A 23,322-nucleotide genomic window follows, 5' to 3' on the forward strand; every position below is an offset into this window, starting at 1 on the left:
GCTGGAATGATTTAATCTACGAGTTTTGGTCGGTAATCTATGGCTTTTTAGTCATAATCTATGAGTATTAAGGATTAATCTATGACTTTTCCTGCATAATCTATGAGTTTTAATCTATAATCTCTCGTTTTTCCACATAAACCCATTTAGACCTTCATTAAAATGAGATTGATATTGTCTCTTTTCTTTGAATGGTTCTTAGCCCGCTTGGACAGCTTACTATTTCAGAGGGGTACGGAAATAATATATAGACAAAATCAACATGTGTCTTTACACTAGTAAATGTGCAATTCCTTTATTATAGAGAAAAGGGGAATCAATATGAAGAATTACATGGAGAGCAAAGGGGTTAAGTTCTCTGGCAAAGTTTACTTTATAGATGCTTTAAGTTATATGGCCTTAGGTCTTTTCAGCTCACTGATTATTGGGTTGATCATCAAGACGATCGGCGAGCAGGCGGCGTTCCTGCCTATGCCGATGAAAACCTTTTTTATCGATATGGGAGCCCTGGCCATCAGTCTGATGGGACCCGCCATCGGTGTCGCCATAGCATACGGGCTGGGTGCCCCGCCGCTTGTTTTATTCGCTGCCGTCGTAACGGGTGCGGCAGGTGCCTCCCTTGGTGGACCTGCCGGTGCCTATCTGGCAGCGGTGGTGTCCACTGAAATCGGGAAGCTGGTCAGCAAAACGACGAAGGTGGATATTATCGTCACTCCGTTTGTGACGATTCTTGCCGGCTTCTCCGTGGCTTATTTTGTGGGGCCGCAAATAGGTGATTTTATGACCATGTTTGGAAGCTGGATCAGCTGGGCGACGGAACAGAGGCCGATCGTCATGGGGATCCTGGTTGCGGCACTCATGGGACTTGCGTTGACAGCACCGATTTCGAGTGCAGCGATTGCGCTGATGCTTGATTTGAGCGGGGTGGCAGCAGGGGCTGCAACAATTGGATGTGCCGCTCAAATGGTTGGATTTGCCGTAATCAGCTACCGGGAAAATAAAGTTGGGGGCCTGCTGGCACAAGGAATTGGAACCTCCATGCTGCAAGTACCGAATATTGTCCGCAACCCGCGCATTTTGCTGCCGCCTACGATTGCTGGGATGGTGCTGGCACCGATTGGAACGACGTTGTGGATCATGGAGAACAATGCTGCCGGAGCCGGGATGGGAACGAGTGGACTCGTTGGTCAGATCATGACATTTAAAACGATGGGCTTCACTTGGGATACGGCTTTGAAAGTGCTGCTGCTGCATTTTATTGGACCTGCATTCATCTCCCTGTTAATATCTGAATATATGCGTAAAATTGGCTGGATCAAGCCTAACCAAATGACGATAGATACAGGAGGAAAATAACATGCGTAAACTTGAAACGATGGAAGAATTTTATGAATTGAAAAATAACGGGAAACATGTGTTTATGTTTTCAGCCGACTGGTGCCCCGACTGCCGGGTGATCGAGCCGATCCTGCCTGAAATAGAAAATGAATACAGTGAGTATACCTTTTTATATGTAGATCGCGATCAATTCATCGATATCTGCATCGAACATGATATCTTTGGAATCCCGAGCTTCCTTGCATATGATAACGGAAAGGAAACCGGCCGATTTGTAAGCAAGGACCGTAAAACAAAAGAAGAAATACAAGGGTTCATGAACAGCCTATCTAAATAATGAAAAAGGGATATTCTTTCTGGGTATCCCTTTTTCTATGGACGGATTATTTTTGTATTATCGAGATTTTATTGTAAAATGTTAAAAGTGGCAGATTGTTTACTTGAACGGTGAATGATTAGTTTAAGAAGGAGGGGAACTATGGATATAAAAAAGTTAAAAGGCATCCTTCAGGAGCGATTAAGCAAACCGAATCGCACATTTACATATGATAGGGAAAAAGATTCCCTGCGCATAGAAAATACCGAGACCAATAAAGGGATCACGGTAGCACTTCCGCCCATTGTCTCAAAGTGGAAAGAAAATAATAAGTCGATCATCGATGAAGTCGTTTATTATGTAGAAGAAGCTCTGAATGTCATGGGAACCAAATCCGACATGGGAAGCAAAGAGAAAAATGTATTTCCTGTCATCAGGTCCACTTCCTTTGCAACAGAATCAAACGACGGCATCCCGCTTGTAACAGACGATCACACAGCCGAAACCAGGATCTATTATGCAATCGATCTTGGTTCGACCTATCGTCTGATCGATGAAAACATGCTGAAAGAAGAAGGCTGGTCCCATGAGCAGATGAAAGAAACCGCCTTGTTCAACGTAAGAGGTTTACCTACACAAATGAAGAAAGACGAAGTAGCCGGCAACATCTATTATTTCTTAAATAATAATGACGGCTACGATGCGAGCCGCATATTGAATGATGCTTTCTTAAAGAAGATCAGCGGTGATATACAAGGTGAAATGACAGTATCTGTACCGCATCAGGATGTGCTTGTAATAGGGGATATCCGAAATGAAACAGGCTATGATGTACTCGCACAGTTAACAATGAGCTTTTTCACCACGGGCAATGTCCCGATTACTGCATTATCATTTGTCTATGAAGACGGAGACCTTGAACCGATCTTCATCCTGGCTAAAAATCGTAAAAAGTGAAGGGAGAAAACATGAATGAACGTATTTTATAATCTTGAAGGAATCGGGGATACCCTTATCATTACACTCCAACCCGGATTTGAAGGGAAAGTGGAGCATGAAGGAAAAGGAGACGCTGTCCGCATCTTCGATGAAGAATCCGGGAAAACTGTCGGCTTTAATTTGTTCAGTGCCTCAACCTATATGGAGTTGAATGAAAAAGGGCAAGTTGAAATGAATGACGACAAACTCGAGAAAATTAATAAAGCTCTTAAGGAAAATGGATTTGAAGAGGTGCTGGAAGCGGACTTCTCACCTAAATTCGTTGTTGGTTATGTTGCTGAAAAAGAAAAGCACCCGAATGCCGACAAACTAAATATCTGTAAAGTGGATGTAGGCGGAGAAACCCTGCAAATCGTATGCGGCGCACCTAATGTCGACCAAGGACAAAAAGTGGTCGTTGCAAAAGTGGGAGCAGTCATGCCAAGCGGAATGCTCATCAAAGACGCAGAGCTGCGCGGAGTCCCTTCATCAGGAATGATCTGTTCAGCAAAAGAACTCGACCTGGCGAACGCTCCGCAGGAAAAAGGAATCCTAGTGCTTGAAGACAGTTATGAAGTTGGACAGCCATTTAATGGATGATAAATGATTGAAGGTTGCCCGGAGTCGTGATGGCTCCGGTTTTTTTGATTTTGGCAAAAATTTAGTGAGCTTATGATGATTTTGAAGATTCTTTTCGGCAAATGATGATTGATTTAATAAGCTTTGAGTTTAGACGGGTGACTTAAATGAATTTTTAACCGTCAAGTGGGAAAAAAACGGGGGAGACATTACTTAATTGTGCCTTATCGGGAATAATTGTGCTGGTTTTCGGTTTATTGTGCCTTATCGGGAATAATTGTGCTGGTTTTCGGTTTATTGTGCCTTATCGGGAATAATTGTGCCGATTATCAATTTATTGTGCCACTTTCCTGATAATTGAGCTATTTAGAATGATTAACGAATACTGACATGCATATTTTAAAGGCGTGGCTTTCCATCTGTGTCGCCTACCCCAAAATTGTTTTTTGTGATATTAATAGTCATTCTGTCAAAATCTGTTGTTATTTTAGCCTTAAAAAGCTAATGATTTCCGTGCAAAGCGAACTCTTCCGCCGTAACAAGCTAATGATTTCCGTGCAAAGCGAACTCTTCCACGGAACTCTTCCACGGAAATCATTAGCGGTAATGTATGGATTCAATAAGTTGAGAAGTCAAAATGAGATACTCTATTTAGGAGGCTCACGGGCTGCCCGCGAAAAGCGAACTCTTCCTTCCACGGAAATCAACTGCGGCATAAAAAGGCCATTCATTATTCTTCATTCTAACTTTTACCACCATAACAATATTACACCAATATTGCTTTCGACACATTTCCTTAACAATTCTCTAATTCTATCGAAATCACTCGAATTTTTCTCTTTAACTGATAAAATATAAAGTAAGTATCAAGGAAAGAGTGATTATTGTGAGTTGGATTAAAAAGATAATGAATAAACTATCAGATCAAGATGAGCCAATTGAAGAATATTATGAAGAAGAAGTTGAAGAAAGAGAGCCGCGGTCTGAAAAACGTATATTTAATAATAGAGTCTTAAATCATTCAAAAGACGTTGAAGCCAGAATGACCTATCAATATCCAAAAGGGAACTTCCGATTTCCGCTGATTTCCGACGGGGAAAACGTCAATGAGCCACGCCCGGCGAGAAAACGAAGGGAGCCGGAACAAAAAGAGAAACAGGAGACGAAGCGGGAAGAAGTACGGGGTATCGAACGGAAGCCTCGTAAAAACCAACTGCAAAAGTCAACCCATTCAGAAACCACATCGTCTGAGCGAACAAAAACGTCAGCGCGACAAATCGAAAATAGTAACAAGAAATCAATGACCAAAAAAGTTGAAAAAGGAAACAGCCGTCCGTTTCGTCCGACAGAAATCCCTTCTCCTATTTATGGTTTCAGAACGAGACCGGTTAAACCAGTTAAAAAAGATGAAGTGGAATATGAACTGAAAGAGTTCTTACATAATGGGGAAGCAGTGAAGGATGAAAAGTACGATGTTTACCCTCCCGAAATAAAAGAATTAAGTGAAGTTAAAGAAGATAATGATAGAATGCAAGAAAGCAGCAAAAGCTGGTCGGGAGTCGGAGCTTCCCTGATAGGGAATGAATTTTCTTTTGAAAATGAAAACGGAGCCGGGCCACAACGTCAACATGAACAAAATCCCGTTGACGAATCAACTGAAGAGGAGCCTGTCGAAGTACCGCAAGCAGAGCTATCTTCTGATGTCTCCCATGAAGAATCGCAGGGTGGTGGGGAATCGGTGGTAAATCATCCGGAACAACCGATTCAACAAGAAGTACAGCAGCCAGAACAAGAAATACAATTGATACAACAAGACGAAGTACAACAAGAAGTACAACCACTTCACCACGAAGCAGAACAATTACAGGGAGAGGTCCAACACCATCCGGCCGCACAACCGCAAGTTACCGTAATGTATGAAGAAACAACACAACCTGAAGAAGCAGTGCAAAAACAAGAAAGCAAACAGGGACCGCCTCCTGCAAAGAAAGAGGAAGTGGAACCAAAGCCTAGGAAAAGATCGCATCTCCCTTTCAACGTCTTGATGTTGAAGCAGGACAAACGTCAGATGAATCAGCGTAACAGAACACAGACAGCTCCGGACAGAAATCCAGTAACACTTTCATCTTCGAAAACTGAGGAGAGCAGTGAATCAACGGTTGCAGGACCGGCGTCTCAACAACAATCGATTATTTCTGAAAATGCAGCCGTCTCCCGGGAATCAGATAAAGTCCAAGGGGAAGAAGCGGCAAAAAGCTACAGTGAACTTGCATCTTCGGTGAAGAGCTCAAAAGGATATACGTTTCCAGAAATGGATTATTTAATGCCTCCCGTTTCGAAGAAGCTTAGCGGGGAGTGGCTCGAATCACAGAAAAATCTTTTGGATGAGACGCTTCATAACTTTAATGTCCGTGCGAGAGTGGTCAATGTCACACAGGGCCCGTCGGTTACACGATTCGAAGTGCAGCCGGAACCCGGGGTGAAAGTAAATAAGATTACGAATCTCGCGGATGATATTAAACTAAGCCTTGCAGCTAAAGATATCCGGATCGAAGCACCAATTCCAGGGAAGCATACGATCGGGATCGAGGTGCCGAACAGGGAAAGCCGTCCTGTATGTATCAGTGAAGTGATTGCAAGCCCTGCTTTCCAGGAATCAGAATCATCGCTGACTGCAGCCCTGGGACTCGATATTTCCGGTCAGCCAATCGTGACCGATTTGAGTAAGATGCCTCATGGGCTTATTGCGGGCGCCACTGGGTCAGGGAAAAGTGTATGCATCAATTCTATACTGGTCAGTCTTTTGTATAAAGCATCACCAGATGAATTGAAGCTCCTGTTGATCGACCCGAAAATGGTGGAGCTGGCACCTTATAACCGCATTCCACATCTGGTCAGTCCGGTCATCACCGACGTTAAAGCGGCAACGGCTGCATTGAAGTGGGCTGTAGAGGAGATGGAAAGACGGTATGAATTGTTTGCCCATACCGGTGTAAGGGATATCAAGCGTTTCAATGAACTGGCCAAGCGGAACAAACAATACAATGATACGCTTCCATATTTGGTCATCGTGATTGATGAGCTGGCGGACCTTATGATGATGTCGCCTGCAGATGTAGAAGAAGCCATCTGCCGTATCGCTCAGAAGGCCCGTGCCTGCGGGATCCACTTGATTATTGCGACACAGCGGCCGTCCGTTGATGTCATCACGGGGCTGATCAAAGCGAATGTACCGACAAGGGTTGCATTCTCTGTTTCTTCAGGGGTCGATTCCAGAACGATCATTGATGGAAGCGGTGCTGAGCGTCTGCTCGGTAAAGGGGATATGCTGTTCCTTGAAAATGGGTCTTCCAAACCTGTAAGGCTGCAAGGTACCTTTGTATCAGATGACGAAATTGATGAAATCATCAATCATGTAAGGGATCAAAGAGAGCCGGATTATATTTTTCAACAAGATGAACTGATTAAGAAGGCGCAAGTGACGGAAGAAGAAGATGAATTGTTTTTCGAAGCATGCGAATTTGTCATCGATCAGGGAGGGGCTTCTGCTTCCAGCTTGCAAAGACGGTTCAGAATCGGGTATAATCGCGCGGCAAGATTGATGGAAATGATGGAAAAGAGTGGAGTCATTTCAGAATCAAGAGGCAGTAAGCCAAGGGATGTCCTGATTTCCGAGAGCGAACTGGAGACATTGGCATAGACTAGTACAAACATGTAATACATGGTATTCTGTTTATGATATAAACAGAATACCTATTTTTTTGGTAAGCCATTAAGGAGCTTTATGATGAAAGAAATCGAATTGAAACTTCAAGGGGAAATCAAACGATTAACCAACCATACATTTAAATTTGACGAAAGGATCAAGGAAGGATGGTTTTCCGCAGTCTACTTTTTAAAAACAAGGGAAATTGCGCGAAAGTATAAACCTGATGCTGTGGTGACGATGCAATTTTTTCAAAAGAACCACTCCGTATTATGCGGCACTGATGAAGTCATTGCTCTTCTACATACGTTTGCCGATCAGCCGGAAAACCTTGAAATCCATTCGTTGAAAGATGGAGATCAAATTTCTCCATTTGAAACTGTGTTGACGGTAACTGGACGCTATCAGGATTTCGGTTACCTCGAGGGAATCATTGATGGGATTCTCGCCAGAAGAACATCCGTTGCAACAAGTGTATATAACGTGATGAAATCAGCTGCTCTTTCTGGTGAACAAAAGCCCGTCATTTTCATGGGTGATCGTGATGACCATTTTACCCAGCAGGCGGGGGATGGATATGCTGCTTTTATCGGTGGATCTACCGCGCAGGCCACCCATGCCATGAATGAATGGTGGGGAAAAAAGGGAATGGGGACAATGCCTCACGCGTTGATCCAGTTATTTAATGGGGATATCGTGGAAGCGGCCAAGGCCTATAAGGAAACGTTCCCTGAAGATGAACTGATTGCACTGGTCGATTACAATAATGATGTCATTACTGATGCATTAAAAGTGGCCAGGGAGTTTGGCTCTGAACTAAAAGGGGTACGAGTAGATACGTCCCGGATGATGATCGACAAATACTTCCTCCGCAATCAGCATGTGCTGGGAACATTCGATCCACGGGGAGTAAACAGTGAACTGATTTTTGCCCTCAGAAAAGCATTGGATGAAGAGGGATATCAACATGTAAAGATTGTCGTTACAGGAGGCTTCAACGAAAAGAGGATCCGTGAGTTTGAGGAGAGCAGGGTGCCGGTTGACATGTATGGAGTAGGCAGCAGCCTTTTGAAGATTCATGTCGGATTCACTGGTGATAACGTTGTCCTTGACGGTGTGCACCAAGCAAAAGCCGGAAGAAAGCTTAGACCTAATCCACGGCTTGAAAAAGTTGAATTCGAATAGGTGAGAGGATGCAGGATAAGGAACTCTTGGATTTAAGTCAATATCGGATGAAAAAACAGCGCATTGCACAAGAGCAAGTAGATGAATTATATCACCAGGCGTATCAATACGCGTTAAAAGAAACCAATATACGTGAAAAAGTAAGAGCAAAGATGATATTTGCAGAACGCTTTCAATTAAAGGAACCATCGCGTGTTTCAAAAAAAGCAGAAGAAGTTTTTCACGAATGGTTTCTTTTTGATTATAAGACAATAAAGGGTCAGACATTATTCTTTCAATTTCTGCAATCCCGAATGGTTAGCGAGCCGGTTAAGATGATGGGAGCCCTGCTGCTCTCGGCTGCTCCTGAACCGGTGATCGTCTCAGAAATCCATTCTGAGGGTAATGAAGTTTTTATTAAGGGTGAAAACATCATCCATGATCAAAAAGAATGCGTAAAAACATCCTTGGAGCGTTTAAACGTTGAAATACAGAAAGGATCGCTTTATTTTATGAGAAAAGTCCCTCTCGTCACAGATCCATGGCTCATAGGCCCTGTGTTTGGAGCAGGGAACAGCGATTTGCCGGCACTGATAAAAAAACATTACCATCAAAAGAATCATGAAACTGGAGTATTATGGAGAACATTTTTAAAAGAAGAAGCTCCTTCTTATATACTGAAGGGGGATTCATAGCTCGTTCATGGTCATAGGGTTTAAAAAATGATATAATGTTCAAGTTGAATGAAACAAGTAATCTTTTAAATAGGATGTCAGAAGATAGCCATTCTTCTTGAACTACCTTATACTTAAGAAGACAGCGGCAATTTGCCGCAGGGAATATTATAAGAAAATATTACTTCAATTCGAGAAATGGCCAGCTCCAGCGCCCAGCCCCTCGAGACGTTTCGGTCCGCCCAATGAAGTCAAAGAACGACTTCACCGGTCGGCCCTAAATCGTTTGCCGGGGCTGAACAAGGCGCTTGCGCTTTTCTCTGTAGCTCAAGTCCATAGCCATACGGATAGCAAAATAATATTCATTTCATATAATGCTTTAGATAGATGATTGTTGGAGGTTCTATTATGACTATATATCATTTCGTAGGAATCAAGGGTTCGGGTATGAGTGCATTAGCCCAAATACTCCACGATATGGACTACGAGGTCCAAGGATCTGATGTAGATAAATATTTCTTTACTCAAAAGTCTTTAGATGAATCAAATATAAAAATCCTTCCTTTCCAGAAAGAAAATATTGGAGGGGATATGCATGTGATTGCAGGGAACGCATTTCCCGATACACATGAAGAAATTGAAGCGGCAATCGAACAAGGGGTACCGATTACCAGATACCACAAATTCCTTGGTGACTTCATGCAGAAGTTTACAAGCGTGGCAGTTACCGGGGCGCATGGTAAAACGTCCACGACCGGTCTTCTGGCACACGTGATCAGCGGTGCAAAGCCTACTTCATATTTGATCGGCGATGGTACAGGTAAAGGGGAAGTGGATGCTCAATACTTCGTATTTGAAGCATGCGAGTATCGACGTCATTTCTTATCCTATTATCCTGACTACGCCATCATGACGAATATCGATTTTGATCATCCTGATTATTTCGCAAATGTCGATGATGTCTTTTCCGCCTTCCAGGAGATGGCGATGCAAGTGAAAAAAGGTATTATTGCTTGTGGCGATGATGAACAATTACAAAAGATACAGGCTCAGGTTCCGGTCGTATTTTATGGTTTCGCTGAAGAAAATGATTTTCAGGCAAGAAACGTGAACCGTGACCGCGAAGGGACTTCCTTTGACGTATTCGTACGGAATGAATTCTATGCAAGCTTTAAAATCCCTACATTCGGTGATCATAATATCCTCAATGCGCTGTCTGTCATCGCGATTTGCCATTATGAAGAATTGGATACAGCCGTCGTACAGGATAGACTCAGCAGCTTCAAGGGTGTAAAACGCCGTTTCTCTGAAAAAGAACTCGGGTCCCAGATTTTGATCGATGACTATGCCCATCATCCGACGGAAATTAAAGCGACGGTGGATTCCGCGCGCCAAAAATATCCGGAGAAGGAAATCATCGCGGTATTCCAGCCGCATACTTTCACACGTACGCAAACATTCCTTACCGAGTTTGCTGAAAGCCTTGATATGGCGGATAAAGTGTACTTATGTGAGATTTTCGGTTCAGCAAGAGAAAATCATGGCAAACTGTCGATCAATGATCTGCAAAGTAAAATTGAAGGATCTGAAATCATCGATGAACATGATACCACCCCTTTATTGGACCATGCCAACGGTGTCCTGATCTTCATGGGAGCGGGAGACGTCCAAAAGTTCCAGGAAGCATACGAAACGACACTAAAAGAAAAACTAGCAGAAAACTAATCAAATGATGCCGGCTCCTATGGGGCCGGCTTTCCATTTTAAAGGCCCTTTTTTCACTGCTTAAAGCAGTGAGAAAAGGGCCTTGATAGTGTCCAGCTGCAGGACTTAGAGGCACATGTCATAAGCTAAATGGTCCATGAAGGCAAAGATCGCCTTCCCGGCCCATTCATCTTATGCTTTGTCGCCTCTGAGCGAGCCGCCTCCGCTTTTCTAGTTATTTTAGATTTTCCGGGTTCAAAACTTCGAGTTCAGGAAGGACGAATTTTCCGTCTTTGCGGACAAGTACGTCGTCGAAGTAAATCTCGCCTCCACCGTATTCAGGCCGTTGGATCATGACCATGTCCCAGTGGATGTTTGAATGATTTCCGTTGTAGGCATCTTCATAGCATTCACCAGGAGTGAAGTGGAAGCTTCCATCGATTTTCTCATCGAACAGGATGTCCTGCATCGGATGCTGGATGTAAGGGTTGACTCCGATGGCAAATTCACCGACGTACCTTGCGCCTTCATCCGTATCGAATATTTTATTGATTCTTTCCGTATCATTTGCGGTCGCTTCCACAATCTTTCCATCTCTGAATGTAAGCTTTACATTCTCGAAAGTGAACCCGTTATATGGGGATGGAGTGTTATATGATATGGTTCCGTTTACAGAATCCTTGACAGGGGCAGAATATACTTCACCATCAGGTATATTCAATCTTCCTGCACATTTCACCGCCGGAATATCTTTGATTGAGAACGTCAGATCGGTCCCTTCTCCAACAAGACGGACTTTATCCGTTTTGTTCATAAGATCGACGAGGTTGTCCATTGCCTTGTCCATTTTACTGTAATCAAGGTTGCAGACATCAAAGTAGAAGTCTTCGAATGCTTCCGTGCTCATTTTTGCAAGCTGAGCCATTGATGAGTTCGGATAGCGCAGGACTACCCACTTTTTCTTCGGAACACGGATTTCCCTATGTACTTTCTTGCCGATCGTATTTCCGTGGATTTTCATTTTTTCATCAGGAACGTCTGATTGCTCGCTGATATTATCACCGGAACGGAGGCCGATATACGCGTCCATTTCCTTCATGACATTCGCCTCGAAACCAGCCATCATATGGTATTGCTCTTCCTGCGCCCCCATCAATAATGCCCGGTCCACCGAGTGATCTTTGATGGATACAAACGGGAAGCCTCCTGCAGCATATGCTTCTTTAACGAGTGCAGTGACCAATTCACGCTGCAGGCCGAAGTTTTCAATCAGCACTTTTTCACCAGGCTGCAATTGAACAGAGTATTGTATTAAATTCCTTGCCAGTTTTTCAATTCGCGGATCTTTCATTTGTGTGAACCCCCTTATATGAATATCATTCTTTATTGTACCCTAAAAATTACCGTGATGATAAACATGAAAATAAGAAAAGATAAAAAAGTATTTTTGAAATTTAGCAGGAATTTGCCTCCCACAGGAAGAAATCCTAGTATAATGTTTTATTTGTGTTTAGGGTGGGTAAAGAATTTTTATATATGGAGGTGTACTATATGGAAATAATTCTTTATCTAAGTGTAGCTGTCATAGCAATCGCATTTTTCATTTTAGTTATCAGCGTTATGAAAACCTTGAAATCACTGGGGACTACACTCGATAGTGTATCGACGACCTTGAACGGTCTTGAAACCCAGCTTCAGGGAGTGACAAAGGAATCTACTGAATTACTACATAAAACGAATTTGTTGGCCGAGGATATCCAGCGTAAGTCTGAGGATCTGAACACCGTTGTTTATGCAGTAAAAGATGTAGGTCATTCCATTCAAAACCTTAATAACTCGGTAAAGAAGGTAAGCACTTCAATCTCGACTGAACTTGAAAGGAATCAGGGTAAGATTTCACAGGTGGTTCAGTGGGGCAATGCGTTTATCGAGTTAAAGGACAAGTGGAAGCGAAAAAAGGATCAGCAGCCGACTCATTCCGATGAAGCTGTTCATAATCAACCCACACCCGAAGAAGTTCAATCTCGAGAAAAATTGATTAAAAGAGCAAGATCTTATAACAATTAGGAGAGGGGAATTTTCAAATGACACAAAACCAAAACCAAAATCAAAACCAGCAAACAAACGACAGCAGCAACATCAACTCAAAGGACTTCATGATCGGTACATTGATCGGAGGGATTGTAGGAGCTGCAACAGCGCTGTTACTTGCTCCTAAGTCCGGGAAAGATCTACGGAATGATCTTAATGAACAAGCAGTCGTAATAAGAGAAAAGTCAGGTCAGTGGAAAGATACAGCGGTTGAAAAGAGCAATGAGTTAGCGGCGGTCGCTAAAGAAAAGTCTGCTGCACTTTCAAAGACTGTTCAGGAGCAATCCAATACAGTGAAAGATAAGTTCAAATCTTACCGTTCAAAGAACAACAGCGAAGATGTAAATGACGAGCTTCAGGAAGTGCCTGTGGGAGATGCGACTCCTGTTCAGGAAACTGATGATGTAAATCAAAAGCTTGAGGAAACGAAAAAAGCTTTTGATGAAACAGAAAAAACGTATAACCAATAATAGTTGTCCTGACGAGCGGTGAAGTGATATGATTACTTCGCCGCTTTTTTGTGCAGGCTATTCTTGATGCAGCCATCTGTATAAGGATATGTGAAAGAAAGGATGAATACTGAAAATGCAAAAAATCGATACGGTACAGCAATTCGAACAACTTATAGAAACAAAGCCCCGCTTTTTCTTTATGAAGCATAGTTTGACCTGTCCGATCAGTTCAAGTGCGTTTAATGATTATCAAGCGTTCTTAAACAATAATAGGGAAGAAGAAGGATATTATCTTGCGGTACAGGAATCAAGGGAACTCTCAAACCATATTGCCGAGAAATACGCCATCAAGCATGAATCCCCGCAAGCATTCCTATTCATCGATGGAAAACCCGGCTGGAACGCATCCCACTGGAACATCACCGAAAAGGAACTGAGTAAACTATAAAAAGAATCTGCATGTGCAGGTTCTTTTTTTGTATGTGGTTTTCGCAAATTTGGCTGTGAATGATGATTATAGTTGAGAATACTCAAGGGCTTGACCAGGGTAATGGGGAATTCCTTCTCAAATTTGAATGGCTACCGAGTAAATTGAATCTTTTTTAAAAGCGTATAGTTGTTATTACTTGTTGCCAGCTTTTGATTGGAGTGCAAGGCGAAGACTCCTGCGGGAGAAGTGGCCAATGTGAGACCTGTCCAGCTACGGGGCTTAGAGGCATATGTCATAAGTCAAACCGACCAAGAAGGCAAAGAACGCCTTCGTGGCCGCTTCGCCTTATGCCAGCCGCCTCCTGAGCAAAGCCCCTCCGCTTTTCTGCCCGCAGGCGAAGCCGAGGAGGCTCACGGTCACCCGCGGAAAGCGAAGCCTTGCACGGAAATCAAAAGCGATGTTAACTGTCTACGCTCAAATACTAGTAAGAAAAGAAACCAACATCGGTAATAATAGGAATTTCCCCAATAATAGTTTATTTGCACCGGGAAGGGGAATTAAACGTAATAACAAATTAATCACACTATAGGAGGATCATTCAATATGGTACAGCCTTACCCAAATCGAAATACTGAAACGAACAATGTAGATCAAATCCCTACCTTAAAGGAAAAAAGAAGCGGCAAGCTTGTAAAAGGAATCGTACTCGGAGCCGTCGTTGGCGGAGCGGTTGCCATGATGGACAAGAATACGAGAAAGAAAATTTCAAACAATACGAGCTCAATGAAGGACTCCACAATGGGCATGGTTTCGAAGGTGAAAGAAAATCCATCAGGAGTCATGAATGACTGGCAGGAACGAATCAAGTCCGCTTCTTCTGTATTGAAAGAAGCGATCAATGATGCGCAAAAGCTTTATGAAAAAGTAAACGGGGAAGTCATCGATCAAGTGAATCAGGTAAAAGATGACTCTTCCGAAATCATCGCGACTACAAAAGAAGCGGCTGAAGATCTGAAGGAAATCGGCAGTAAAGTAAAGGAAGCGGGTGAAGAAGTGACATCTGAAGCATCACAAACTTCATCTGCATCGACGTCCATTCCATCTTCTAACAGAGATAATGTCCACAGCACGAATAAGCCGAGCAGTGTCCCTGGACAGATAGGATCATAATATAAAAACTGGCGCTTTACGCCAGTTTTTTTGTGTCCACTATCAATTTTTATAAGCATTTGTCCATCGTATCTCAAGACTGTCTCCAGCTTGTATTTCCTCATAGAAAGTGGTTTCTTCTCCATTTCGTATTAACTGAAAGGAAGCATTTCCGTGTTCAGGCATGGAAACTTCCACGTGATTAAAGACATCCTGGAAAATGAATGAATGACCAGCTTTTTCCTCGATCGTTATCGTATCTCCAGCATGGACGGTGTCATTTGAATTCAATGGTTTGCCTTCTTTATACACCTTTGCCGCTTCCTGCTTTAACATCACCGGGCTGCCATTAAACACGATCTCAATCGATCGTTCACGGTAATCATTTATTTTCATCAATAATTGTCCGACTGAAGGGTACTCAGGGGACTTTAACATGATTTTATCATTATGGGAAATGGCCGCAGAAGGTTTAGCTTCCAAATTATTAATGAATACCTTTCCTCCAAAAGACGGGATGAAGGTTTCTTTGCCGTTGATGGTGAGACGGAACGGTTTACACTTTTCCAGCCACTCATCGAGCCCTAACTTTCTCAATGCATCGGCAATCGTTTCTCTTGCTTCATAATGAATGGTGTCCCCGTCTTGGATCGTTTCATCCAGGGTGACATTCTTTCCGTTTCTTAATAGATTGGGTGACAGGGTATGAGATTTTTCATTGATTGACACTGTTTTATCCGGAATGTCATCCACTAACTCTCTTATTCTTACAGTGGGAGAGGCCCCGTCTGCGCCTTTTATGACCGTGATTCTGTCATGATTCATCAGTCTGTCGTCCACGGATGCTTCTTTCCCGTTCTTGGAAATGAGAGGGGGATGACCGTATCCTCCGGGGAAGGTCACTTTCTGTCCGTTGACGGTGATAAAGTAGGCATTACCTGGTTTTCCATACAATTTGTTTATTTTCAGGCCAGCAGCAAGCAGACCATCCCCGATGGTTAGATCCTTGACCTCGAACAGGCGGATCGGCTGGTCATTGACGTGAATGGTTACGTATTGGACAGGCGTTTGTTTGGCCGCTATTGCAATGCCGACAGGTGTAACCAGTTCCGGCCCTTTTGCGGAAGGGTCTGTAAACGTTAAATTCTGAATGGCTTCGATCCCTCTTACGGCTACTCTGTTTTCAGGCAGGTTCAATGATTTTGCCAACTCAACATTCAATTCTGGCGTTAAGCTTCCTCCACCGACGAGCATGACGGCCTGCGGGGACTTTTGATGGTTTAAGAGAAGAATTTCATGCGAGATCTTCCCAGCAAGATTTTCAATGGAAGGGTGTATCTTATCCACTACTTCCTGAACGGAAAGCTCCGATTCAAATCCTAAAATGTCCGTCACAGAAATGGTCTCGGATTGATGAAGTTCCCTTTTCGCTTTTTCCGCCAATGGGAAATCGAGCAGTAATACATCACTTATGGCCTCAGTGATTTCGTCCCCGGCGGTCGGCACCATCCCGTATGCGGTGACGGTTCCCTTATTTGTCAGAGCGATATCAGATGTTCCCGCTCCGATATCCACCAGGGCGACATTTAATCTTCTCATGGACTGAGGGATCAGGACATTGATTGCCGCGATTGGTTCAAGCGTCAATGCCTCCATTTCAAGGCTCGATCGACTTAATGCAGCAAGTAGTGATTCGACTACTACTCTCGGAAGGAAGGTAGCAATGATTTCCACACTGGCCTTATCCCCCTGCTGGTCGATCAGGCTGCCGATTTCTTCTCCGTCCAACCGATAATATAATACCGAGTAGCCGACACAGTAATAGTGATAGCTTTTGTCATCGCTCTCGTTTTCTGCTGCCTGCGTCTGCGCTTGCTGGACTGCGCTTAGTTCCAAATGGAGGATATCTTCTTTTTTCAGGAGAGGTTTTCCTTTAATGGAAAACGCGGCAACTGACTTTTCAGTTTTCAACGCTCTTCCAGCAGCAGCGACACATACTTTATGAAGCGGTCCATGCTTTTCTTCGAGCTTCTTCTTAATGGATGAAATGACATCCGAAACAGCGGGGACATCATGAATTTGTCCGTCGAGCATCGCCCGTTTTTTGTGCTCTTCCACTTCAATGTCGGATACGTGGTAATTCCCGTCTTTTTCTTCTAAAATGATGCCGACGACCGAACGCGTTCCTATATCTAATGAAAAAATTTTTTGCAAAGTAAACACCTACTTTTGATCAGTCTCATAAGATACTAAAATACTTTAGCGCTTAAAAGCGTTTAATTAATAAAGAAATTTATCGTGACATTTGGGAATTCTTCTATTATAATTAGTTTCAATATCTATAAAAAATGTATCATACTTTTATAAAACTAAAACAGTTTTTTATGTATGAACAGGATAAAATCAAGAAAGGGTGCTGTATTGTGAGTAATCAAGAGCTCGATCAATTACGAAAAAAAGTCGACGAGATGAACTTAAAACTATTAGACACCATTAATGAACGTGCTAAACTCGTTCAGGAAATCGGGCGTGTGAAGGAAAAGCAAGGAGTATACCGATATGATCCTGTTCGTGAAAGAGGAATGCTAGACCTGATCAAGGAAAATAACAATGGTCCTTTTGAAAACTCGACTATTGAACATATTTTTAAAGAGGTCTTCAAAGCTGGTTTAGAATTACAAAAAGATGATCATCGTAAAGCATTATTAGTATCCCGTAAGAAAAAGGCAGAGGATACGATTGTGAATATCAATGGAGATGCAATCGGTGATGGAAATCCACATTTCATCTTTGGTCCATGTGCAGTCGAGTCCTATGAGCAAGTGGCGCAAGTTGCGCAGGCTGTCAAAGCGAAAGGCTTAAAACTGCTTCGAGGCGGGGCGTTCAAACCAAGAACCTCTCCATATGATTTCCAGGGTCTTGGAATCGAAGGATTGAAAATCCTGAAGAAGGTTGCGGACGAATATGATTTGGCTGTTGTCAGTGAAATCGTAAATCCTGCAGATATCGAACCTGCCATTGAATACATTGATGTGATTCAGATTGGTGCGAGAAACATGCAGAACTTCGAATTGTTAAAAGCTGCCGGTGCCGTGAAGAAGCCGGTATTATTAAAAAGAGGTCTGGCTGCAACGATTGATGAATTCATCAATGCAGCTGAATATATTATTTCTCAAGGTAATGGGGACATCATCCTCTGTGAACGCGGTATCCGTACGTATGAGAAGGCGACACGAAACACGCTGGATATTTCAGCTGTTCCGATTCTTAAACAAGAGACTCACCTTCCTGTATTCGTGGATGTCACTCATTCAACGGGACGCAGGGACCTTCTGCTTCCGACTGCAAAAGCAGCTATCGCCATTGGAGCAGACGGCGTAATGGCAGAAGTACATCCAGATCCGGCTGTAGCCCTATCCGACTCAGCCCAGCAAATGGACCTGGACCAATTCGATCACTTCTACCAGGAACTATTAAAAGGCCGCACAATCAACGTTTAACCAACCCAAAGCGGGGTATAGAAAAAGGCTGGACTTTCAATGCAAAGTCCAGCCTTTTTAGGTGTTAATAAGACTTATATTTATTGTCAGTTAATATTAAAGGGAAAATGAATTGTTAAAACTCAGAGTGGATTGGAGCGGAAGGCATTTGACTCCGACGGGAGATAGAGGAAAAGTCGAGACTTGTCCAGCTCCGGCGGTTAGCCCCTCGAGGCCATAAGCTAAATGGTCCAAGAAGGCAAAGTACGCCTTCCCGGCCCATTCATCTTATGCTTGTCGGGGCTGTACGAACCGCCTCCGCTTTTCTAACCCACAGGCGGTACGCCGAGGAGGCTCGACTTCCTCCCAGCGGAAAGCAAATGCTGCAGCAGAAAGGAACGGTCTAAGTTTATTCGAAAAATTAATTAACAACTACTTAAAATAATCCCCAATCATTGCAGTCCAACAAACTCTGTCGTATGATAATCAACATAATTGCAGATAAATAGACTAAACACTGTTATAATGAATATTTTAACGCTAAATATGTGCATTTTTTAACAAACCAATGTAATCGCTTTTTTCTTATGGATTGTTTAGTGTAAAATAACAGTAATAAGTTGAGAAGTTAAAGGAGTGTCAGTAATGAATATCACAATATACGATGTAGCGCGGGAAGCTAATGTCTCGATGGCCACTGTATCACGCGTAGTAAACGGAAATCCGAATGTAAAACCGGCAACAAGAAAAAAAGTACTTGAGGTCATCGACCGCTTGGGGTACCGTCCAAATGCAGTAGCTAGAGGGCTTGCGAGTAAAAAAACGACAACAGTCGGAGTCATCATCCCTGATATTTCAAATATCTTTTATGCTGAACTGGCACGAGGGATCGAGGATATTGCGACCATGTACAAATACAATATCATCTTGAGCAACTCCGATCAAAACTCTGAAAAGGAACTTCATTTGTTGAACACAATGCTTGGAAAACAAGTGGATGGAATCCTGTTCATGGGAGGACACATCTCTGAAGAGCATGTTCAGGAGTTTGAACGTTCTCCGGTTCCGATCGTCCTTGCAGGTGCAGTTGAAGAAACCAATACAGTTCCATCTGTGAACATTGACTATAAGGCTGCGACATACGACGCGGTGAAGGAACTGCTTGATAAAGGACACAAACGAATCGGATTCGTGAGCGGTCCGTTCCACGATACAATCAATATGAAGTTCAAACTCGAAGGGTATAGAGAAGCATTGGCTTCTGCCGGAGTGGAATTCAGCGATGACCTTGTGGTAGAAGGCGAATACACATATGATTCCGGTCTTGAAGCTTGGCAGAAATTCTCGGAGCTTGATGACAAACCGACAGCGATTTTCGTCGGGAACGATGAAACTGCTCTTGGCGTGGTGCATGGAGCTCAGGACAGCGGTGTAACGATTCCTGAGGATGTGGAGATCATCAGCTTTGATAACACAAGGCTAGCACTCATGGTAAGACCTCAACTGACTTCAGTCGTACAGCCGCTGTATGACATCGGTGCTGTAGCGATGAGACTTTTGACGAAATACATGAATAAAGAAACGGTTGAAGAAGAAACCGTCGTATTACCTCACCGCATTGAACATAGACGCTCAACAAAATAAGGTATTTGTCGATAAAATAAATAAGACAAAAAGAACTTATTTACAGGGAGAGTCAAAATGAAGAAGATTGATGTTCTTACGCCTATCGGAGTAGTAGTAGGCTTTCTATTTGTAGCGTTTGCCATCATAACAAACGCAGGGCTTTCAGGATTTGGTTCATTTGTGGACCTACCCTCTATTTTTATTGTCATCGGCGGTTTGATTGCCGCCATGCTGGTCAGCTTCTCACTCAAAGAACTAAAAGCTCTTGGAAAAGTCATTCGTGAATCCTTCCGGGACGAGGATTATGACATTCATGGATTGATTCGCACCTTCATCATGCTTTCTGAAAAAGCCAGGAGAGAAGGCCTCCTGGCTTTGGAGGCGGAAGTGGAAGAAATTGAGGACCCTTTCATTCGAAAAGGGGTCCTTTTAGCTGTTGATGGGATCGAACCAGATGTGATGACAGATATCATGGAAGCTGAAATCATCGCACTCGAAGAGCGCCACCGCAAAAGCAGAAGCTTATTGGACAAAGCGGGGGAATATGCACCTGCGTGGGGGATGATCGGGACCCTGATCGGTCTTGTCCTGATGTTGAAGAACCTGAACGATCCGTCTTCCTTAGGGCCCAATATGGCGATTGCCCTCCTGACGACCCTGTATGGATCATTGCTTGCCAATCTTGTGTTTATCCCAATGGCATCCAAGTTAGCGATGCGTACGGAAAAAGAAGTGTTCATGAAACAAATCATCATTGAAGGCGTAGTGGGGATTCAATCAGGTCAGAATCCAAGAATACTTGAGGAAAAGCTCAAAGTCTTTCTGTCACACGACGAACTGCTGAAATATGCGGAAAATCTGCAGAAGGGGGCAACCCTTGATGAGGCGTAGGAGAAAACCGTCTGAGCCGAAATCAAATGCGCCGCGGTGGATGGTGACCTTTTCGGATTTGATCACTCTTATTCTCGTATTCTTTATTTTGCTTTTTTCAATGTCACAGATTGATATCGTGAAATTCCGCGCCATTGCCGATTCGTTTCAACAGAAGCAGATTCTTGAATTCTACCCATCTGTCATTCCTTTTGAAAAACCGTCAAGCGAGCCTCAAATTGAAATGAACGACGATCAACAAGAATCAAGAGCAGAGCGGGATAAAGACTTGCAGGAATTACTGATTGATATTCAAGCTTACTTAAAAGAAAACAAATTAAGTGACATCGTAATTGCGACAAGAACGGAAAGAGGAGTCGTCCTTGTCCTTCAGGAGCAGGCACTCTTTGCCTCTGGAGAAGCAGGAATCCTTGAAACGTCCTATCCGTTTTTGAATAAAGTAGGAGAACTGATATCTCAAATCCCCAACTTTGTAAAAGTGGAAGGGCATACGGACAACAGACCTATTTCTACATATCAGTTTCCTTCCAACTGGGAGCTCTCATCTGCGCGTGCCAGTGCTGTAATCCGATATTTGATCGGGGCCGAAAACCTGGATCCCAAACGATTCATTGCAGTAGGGTACGGCGATACTCGTCCGATTGCACCGAATGATACGTCGGAGAATTTGCAAAAGAATAGAAGAGTGGAAATCATCATCAGTGATCCTGCTTATGAAGAAGAATAGAAAAGAAGAAACCAGTCCAACAGCAGTTGGAGTGGTTTTTTGCTGCGGGCAGATCTGAAGGAGACGTAAAATAGTAAAGGCTCAGAGTAGACAGTGACTCTGAGCCTTTATTTAGAAAAAACGATACATGCCCCTCAACTTCCAGGTTTCTGTTTAAGCTGCTGGCGGAGCGGATAGAGGGCTTTTTCAAGGGTATGTCTATTCTTTTCAGTGATCTCACCTTTACGCGGTATCGCTGGATAGATATCTGGAGCGTCAGTCCATTCAGTGGGTAATGGGACACCAGCTTTGCTTTTCCACCGTTCGGTCCAGGCAGATGGAAAGGTGCCGGCTGCATCCGTTCGTCCGGTCATTTCGAGCCAGATCAAGGACCAGGCTCTTGGGACGACCCGCCAAATATCGTATCCGCCGCCTCCTACTGCAATCCATTTACCGTTGCAGTATTTCTCAGCCAGCTCGTGGGCGATACGGGGGATCTCCTTATAAATGTTCATCGTTGCAGAAAGATGTGTCAATGGGTCATAGTAATGGGCATCTGCACCATTTTGAGTAAGGATGACGTCGGGCTTGAAAAATTCCACGACCTCCCGGAAGCTCGTTTCGTATGCTTCGAGCCAGGATTCATCCTCTGTGAATGCATCCAATGGGATATTGAATGAAAATCCATACCCTTTCCCATGGCCGCGTTCATTGATATTGCCTGTACCAGGGAACAAGTATCTGCCGGTTTCGTGGATGGACAATGTACAGACATCGGGATCGTCATAAAAAGACCACTGCACACCGTCTCCATGATGGGCATCCGTATCGACATACAGCACTCTTGCATTATATTTTTCCTGTAAATACCGGATGGCAACTGAACTGTCATTGTATATACAGAAACCGGAAGCCTTCCCTTTAAAGCCGTGATGGAGCCCGCCGCCGAGGTGAAGCGCATGTTTCGCTTTTCCCGTCATTACATAATCCGCTGCTGTAAGTGTCCCTCCGACAAGAAAGGCGCTTGCTTCGTGCATTCCATCGAACATCGGGGTATCTTCAGTACCGATTCCGTAGCCTTCTGCCTGTTCAGGAGGGAGCTGGCCTGTACTGGCTCTCTTGACAGCGTTTACATAGTTAGGGTCGTGGTTAAGAAATAACTCTTCATCCGTAGCCATTCTTGCAGGAATGATTTCCTCTGGGTGAAGAGCCTGGATTTGCTTCAATAAATCGATCGTCAGCGTCAACCGGGTCTGGTTGAAAGGATGCTGATCATTGAAGCGGTACCCGAGAAGTTCATCGGAATAGATAAATACTGCATCTTTCATCATGAAGACATTCCCGGCATGTTTGGCCATAACACGTCATATCCTTCTTTCTTCAAATCTTCTATCACGTTCATCGGATTCATCGTTCTCACCCGGAAGACAAGTATTTTATATGATTCATCTTTTTTATCGGGGTATACAAGTACACTTAGAATATTGCTGTTATGGCGGCGGATGATACCTGCAACATCATATAATATCCCTGCACGATGAGGGACCTTTACCTCGATCTGTGAACCGGGCTGATTGGCTCCGGTCAGCTGGATCAGCGTGTGCAGGAGGTCTGTTTCCGTAATGATCCCAATCAGTTTGTTTTCCCGTACAATCGGAAGGCAGCTGATATGATGTTCATAGAATAAAGCGGCGACTTCTTCGACGAAATCCAGCGGATGCCCGGTTATGACATCCGTTTTCATAATATATTTAAGGGGTTTCTTAAGCTCTGGGGCTGAAGAATCCTTATCGAAAATGGACGGGGTGCCGTCTTTTACATCCCGGTCACTTACAATCCCGACGACTTCTGAATTCTCGTTCGTAATCGGTATATGCTTGATTTTCTTGTCCCTCATTAATTGAATGGCTGATTCGATTGTATCTTCCGGGTGCAGGACAGCCACGTTCGTTTTCATAATTTCCTCTACTATCACGGTTTCCACCTCTTTTTAGAAAGCTGTATTCTAATAGAATGTTATACCTTAAGAAAACTAAAGG

Annotated in this window: 20 protein-coding genes; 16 read left to right on the plus strand and 4 right to left on the minus strand. The window is 43.5% G+C overall.

The annotated features are described in order from the left end of the window. Positions 1-321: 321 nt before the first annotated feature. The 8 genes from ACXAFV_RS06685 to murC all read left to right on the plus strand — a co-directional run bounded on the left by ACXAFV_RS06685 (position 322) and on the right by murC (position 10,480). Positions 322-1,356 (plus strand): PTS sugar transporter subunit IIC, encoded by a 1,035-nt coding sequence (locus tag ACXAFV_RS06685; RefSeq protein ID WP_475125277.1) that lies wholly within the window; start codon positions 322-324, stop codon positions 1,354-1,356. A 1-nt stretch (position 1,357) separates the two neighbouring features. Further along, on the plus strand, positions 1,358-1,675 hold the full coding sequence (locus ACXAFV_RS06690; protein WP_475125278.1) for a thioredoxin family protein: 318 nt from the start codon (positions 1,358-1,360) through the stop codon (positions 1,673-1,675). Positions 1,676-1,816: 141 nt separating this feature from the next. Then, a complete protein-coding gene (locus tag ACXAFV_RS06695) occupies positions 1,817-2,611 on the plus strand; it encodes a DUF1444 domain-containing protein (protein ID WP_475125280.1) in 795 nt (264 codons plus the stop codon). A 15-nt stretch (positions 2,612-2,626) separates the two neighbouring features. Continuing rightward, entirely contained in the window at positions 2,627-3,232 is a 606-nt protein-coding gene (gene ytpR / locus ACXAFV_RS06700) for a YtpR family tRNA-binding protein (protein WP_475125281.1), read from the plus strand. An 865-nt stretch (positions 3,233-4,097) separates the two neighbouring features. Beyond that, positions 4,098-6,911: a DNA translocase FtsK gene (locus ACXAFV_RS06705; RefSeq protein WP_475125283.1), complete on the plus strand. Its 2,814-nt coding sequence runs from the start codon at positions 4,098-4,100 to the stop codon at positions 6,909-6,911. Between the two features lie 87 nt (positions 6,912-6,998). Beyond that, a complete protein-coding gene (locus ACXAFV_RS06710; protein WP_475125285.1) occupies positions 6,999-8,102 on the plus strand; it encodes a nicotinate phosphoribosyltransferase in 1,104 nt (367 codons plus the stop codon). 26 nt (positions 8,103-8,128) lie between these two features. Further along, on the plus strand, positions 8,129-8,776 hold the full coding sequence (locus tag ACXAFV_RS06715; RefSeq protein WP_475125286.1) for a hypothetical protein: 648 nt from the start codon (positions 8,129-8,131) through the stop codon (positions 8,774-8,776). Between the two features lie 387 nt (positions 8,777-9,163). Beyond that, positions 9,164-10,480, plus strand: coding sequence for a UDP-N-acetylmuramate--L-alanine ligase (murC, locus tag ACXAFV_RS06720; protein WP_475125287.1), 1,317 nt, complete (start codon positions 9,164-9,166; stop codon positions 10,478-10,480). A gap of 214 nt (positions 10,481-10,694) precedes the next feature. Here murC and ACXAFV_RS06725 read toward each other — a convergent pair whose 3' ends face one another. After that, the gene (locus tag ACXAFV_RS06725; RefSeq protein WP_475125288.1) at positions 10,695-11,810 is read right to left on the minus strand and encodes an aminopeptidase; all 1,116 of its coding nucleotides are present in this window, start codon (positions 11,808-11,810) and stop codon (positions 10,695-10,697) included. A 200-nt stretch (positions 11,811-12,010) separates the two neighbouring features. On the opposite strand from ACXAFV_RS06725, the gene ACXAFV_RS06730 reads away from it, so the two are divergent. The 4 genes from ACXAFV_RS06730 to ACXAFV_RS06745 all read left to right on the plus strand — a co-directional run bounded on the left by ACXAFV_RS06730 (position 12,011) and on the right by ACXAFV_RS06745 (position 14,602). Then, the gene (locus ACXAFV_RS06730) at positions 12,011-12,526 is read left to right on the plus strand and encodes a DUF948 domain-containing protein (protein ID WP_475125289.1); all 516 of its coding nucleotides are present in this window, start codon (positions 12,011-12,013) and stop codon (positions 12,524-12,526) included. A gap of 17 nt (positions 12,527-12,543) precedes the next feature. Next, positions 12,544-13,020 carry a YtxH domain-containing protein gene (locus ACXAFV_RS06735; RefSeq protein WP_475125291.1) on the plus strand — a complete coding sequence of 159 codons (477 nt, stop codon included), beginning with the start codon at positions 12,544-12,546 and terminating at the stop codon, positions 13,018-13,020. Positions 13,021-13,135: 115 nt separating this feature from the next. Next, on the plus strand, positions 13,136-13,450 hold the full coding sequence (gene ytxJ, locus ACXAFV_RS06740; protein ID WP_475125293.1) for a bacillithiol system redox-active protein YtxJ: 315 nt from the start codon (positions 13,136-13,138) through the stop codon (positions 13,448-13,450). Positions 13,451-14,035: 585 nt separating this feature from the next. Next, positions 14,036-14,602, plus strand: coding sequence for a YtxH domain-containing protein (locus ACXAFV_RS06745; RefSeq protein WP_475125295.1), 567 nt, complete (start codon positions 14,036-14,038; stop codon positions 14,600-14,602). Positions 14,603-14,644: 42 nt separating this feature from the next. Here ACXAFV_RS06745 and ACXAFV_RS06750 read toward each other — a convergent pair whose 3' ends face one another. Next, positions 14,645-16,804, minus strand: a complete 2,160-nt coding sequence (locus ACXAFV_RS06750; protein WP_475125297.1) for a cell division FtsA domain-containing protein — start codon at positions 16,802-16,804, stop codon at positions 14,645-14,647. 200 nt (positions 16,805-17,004) lie between these two features. On the opposite strand from ACXAFV_RS06750, the gene ACXAFV_RS06755 reads away from it, so the two are divergent. From ACXAFV_RS06755 to motS, 4 genes are all read left to right on the plus strand, one after another. After that, a complete protein-coding gene (locus ACXAFV_RS06755; RefSeq protein WP_475125298.1) occupies positions 17,005-18,081 on the plus strand; it encodes a bifunctional 3-deoxy-7-phosphoheptulonate synthase/chorismate mutase in 1,077 nt (358 codons plus the stop codon). Between the two features lie 624 nt (positions 18,082-18,705). Then, a complete protein-coding gene (ccpA, locus tag ACXAFV_RS06760) occupies positions 18,706-19,704 on the plus strand; it encodes a catabolite control protein A (RefSeq protein WP_475125299.1) in 999 nt (332 codons plus the stop codon). Between the two features lie 57 nt (positions 19,705-19,761). Then, entirely contained in the window at positions 19,762-20,577 is an 816-nt protein-coding gene (gene motP / locus ACXAFV_RS06765) for a flagellar motor protein MotP (protein WP_475125300.1), read from the plus strand. Further along, complete coding sequence (gene motS / locus ACXAFV_RS06770) at positions 20,567-21,304, plus strand: flagellar motor protein MotS (RefSeq protein WP_475125301.1); 738 nt, start codon at positions 20,567-20,569, stop codon at positions 21,302-21,304. Before motP ends, motS begins: the two co-directional genes overlap by 11 nt. 134 nt (positions 21,305-21,438) lie before the next feature. Here the strand turns inward: motS and ACXAFV_RS06775 are convergent, their stop codons facing one another. Continuing rightward, positions 21,439-22,614 carry an acetoin utilization protein AcuC gene (locus ACXAFV_RS06775; protein ID WP_475126089.1) on the minus strand — a complete coding sequence of 392 codons (1,176 nt, stop codon included), beginning with the start codon at positions 22,612-22,614 and terminating at the stop codon, positions 21,439-21,441. Next, complete coding sequence (locus ACXAFV_RS06780; RefSeq protein WP_475125303.1) at positions 22,611-23,258, minus strand: acetoin utilization AcuB family protein; 648 nt, start codon at positions 23,256-23,258, stop codon at positions 22,611-22,613. The genes ACXAFV_RS06775 and ACXAFV_RS06780 overlap by 4 nt, the downstream gene beginning before the upstream one ends. Positions 23,259-23,322: the final 64 nt, after the last annotated feature.

The sequence above is a fragment of the Rossellomorea sp. ABR4_012 genome, from assembly GCF_056159545.1.

Excerpts from the sequence above, each read along its gene's own strand:
- ACXAFV_RS06685 (WP_475125277.1), top strand. The coding sequence starts at position 322 with ATGAAGAATTACATGGAGAGCAAAGGGGTTAAGTTCTCTGGCAAAGTT.
- ACXAFV_RS06690 (WP_475125278.1), top strand. The coding sequence starts at position 1,358 with ATGCGTAAACTTGAAACGATGGAAGAATTTTATGAATTGAAAAATAAC.
- ACXAFV_RS06695 (WP_475125280.1), top strand. The coding sequence starts at position 1,817 with ATGGATATAAAAAAGTTAAAAGGCATCCTTCAGGAGCGATTAAGCAAA.
- ytpR (WP_475125281.1), top strand. The coding sequence starts at position 2,627 with ATGAACGTATTTTATAATCTTGAAGGAATCGGGGATACCCTTATCATT.
- ACXAFV_RS06710 (WP_475125285.1), top strand. The coding sequence starts at position 6,999 with ATGAAAGAAATCGAATTGAAACTTCAAGGGGAAATCAAACGATTAACC.
- murC (WP_475125287.1), top strand. The coding sequence starts at position 9,164 with ATGACTATATATCATTTCGTAGGAATCAAGGGTTCGGGTATGAGTGCA.
- ACXAFV_RS06725 (WP_475125288.1), bottom strand. The coding sequence starts at position 11,810 with ATGAAAGATCCGCGAATTGAAAAACTGGCAAGGAATTTAATACAATAC.
- ACXAFV_RS06730 (WP_475125289.1), top strand. The coding sequence starts at position 12,011 with ATGGAAATAATTCTTTATCTAAGTGTAGCTGTCATAGCAATCGCATTT.
- ACXAFV_RS06735 (WP_475125291.1), top strand. The coding sequence starts at position 12,544 with ATGACACAAAACCAAAACCAAAATCAAAACCAGCAAACAAACGACAGC.
- ytxJ (WP_475125293.1), top strand. The coding sequence starts at position 13,136 with ATGCAAAAAATCGATACGGTACAGCAATTCGAACAACTTATAGAAACA.
- ACXAFV_RS06745 (WP_475125295.1), top strand. The coding sequence starts at position 14,036 with ATGGTACAGCCTTACCCAAATCGAAATACTGAAACGAACAATGTAGAT.
- ccpA (WP_475125299.1), top strand. The coding sequence starts at position 18,706 with ATGAATATCACAATATACGATGTAGCGCGGGAAGCTAATGTCTCGATG.
- motP (WP_475125300.1), top strand. The coding sequence starts at position 19,762 with ATGAAGAAGATTGATGTTCTTACGCCTATCGGAGTAGTAGTAGGCTTT.
- motS (WP_475125301.1), top strand. The coding sequence starts at position 20,567 with ATGAGGCGTAGGAGAAAACCGTCTGAGCCGAAATCAAATGCGCCGCGG.
- ACXAFV_RS06775 (WP_475126089.1), bottom strand. The coding sequence starts at position 22,614 with ATGATGAAAGATGCAGTATTTATCTATTCCGATGAACTTCTCGGGTAC.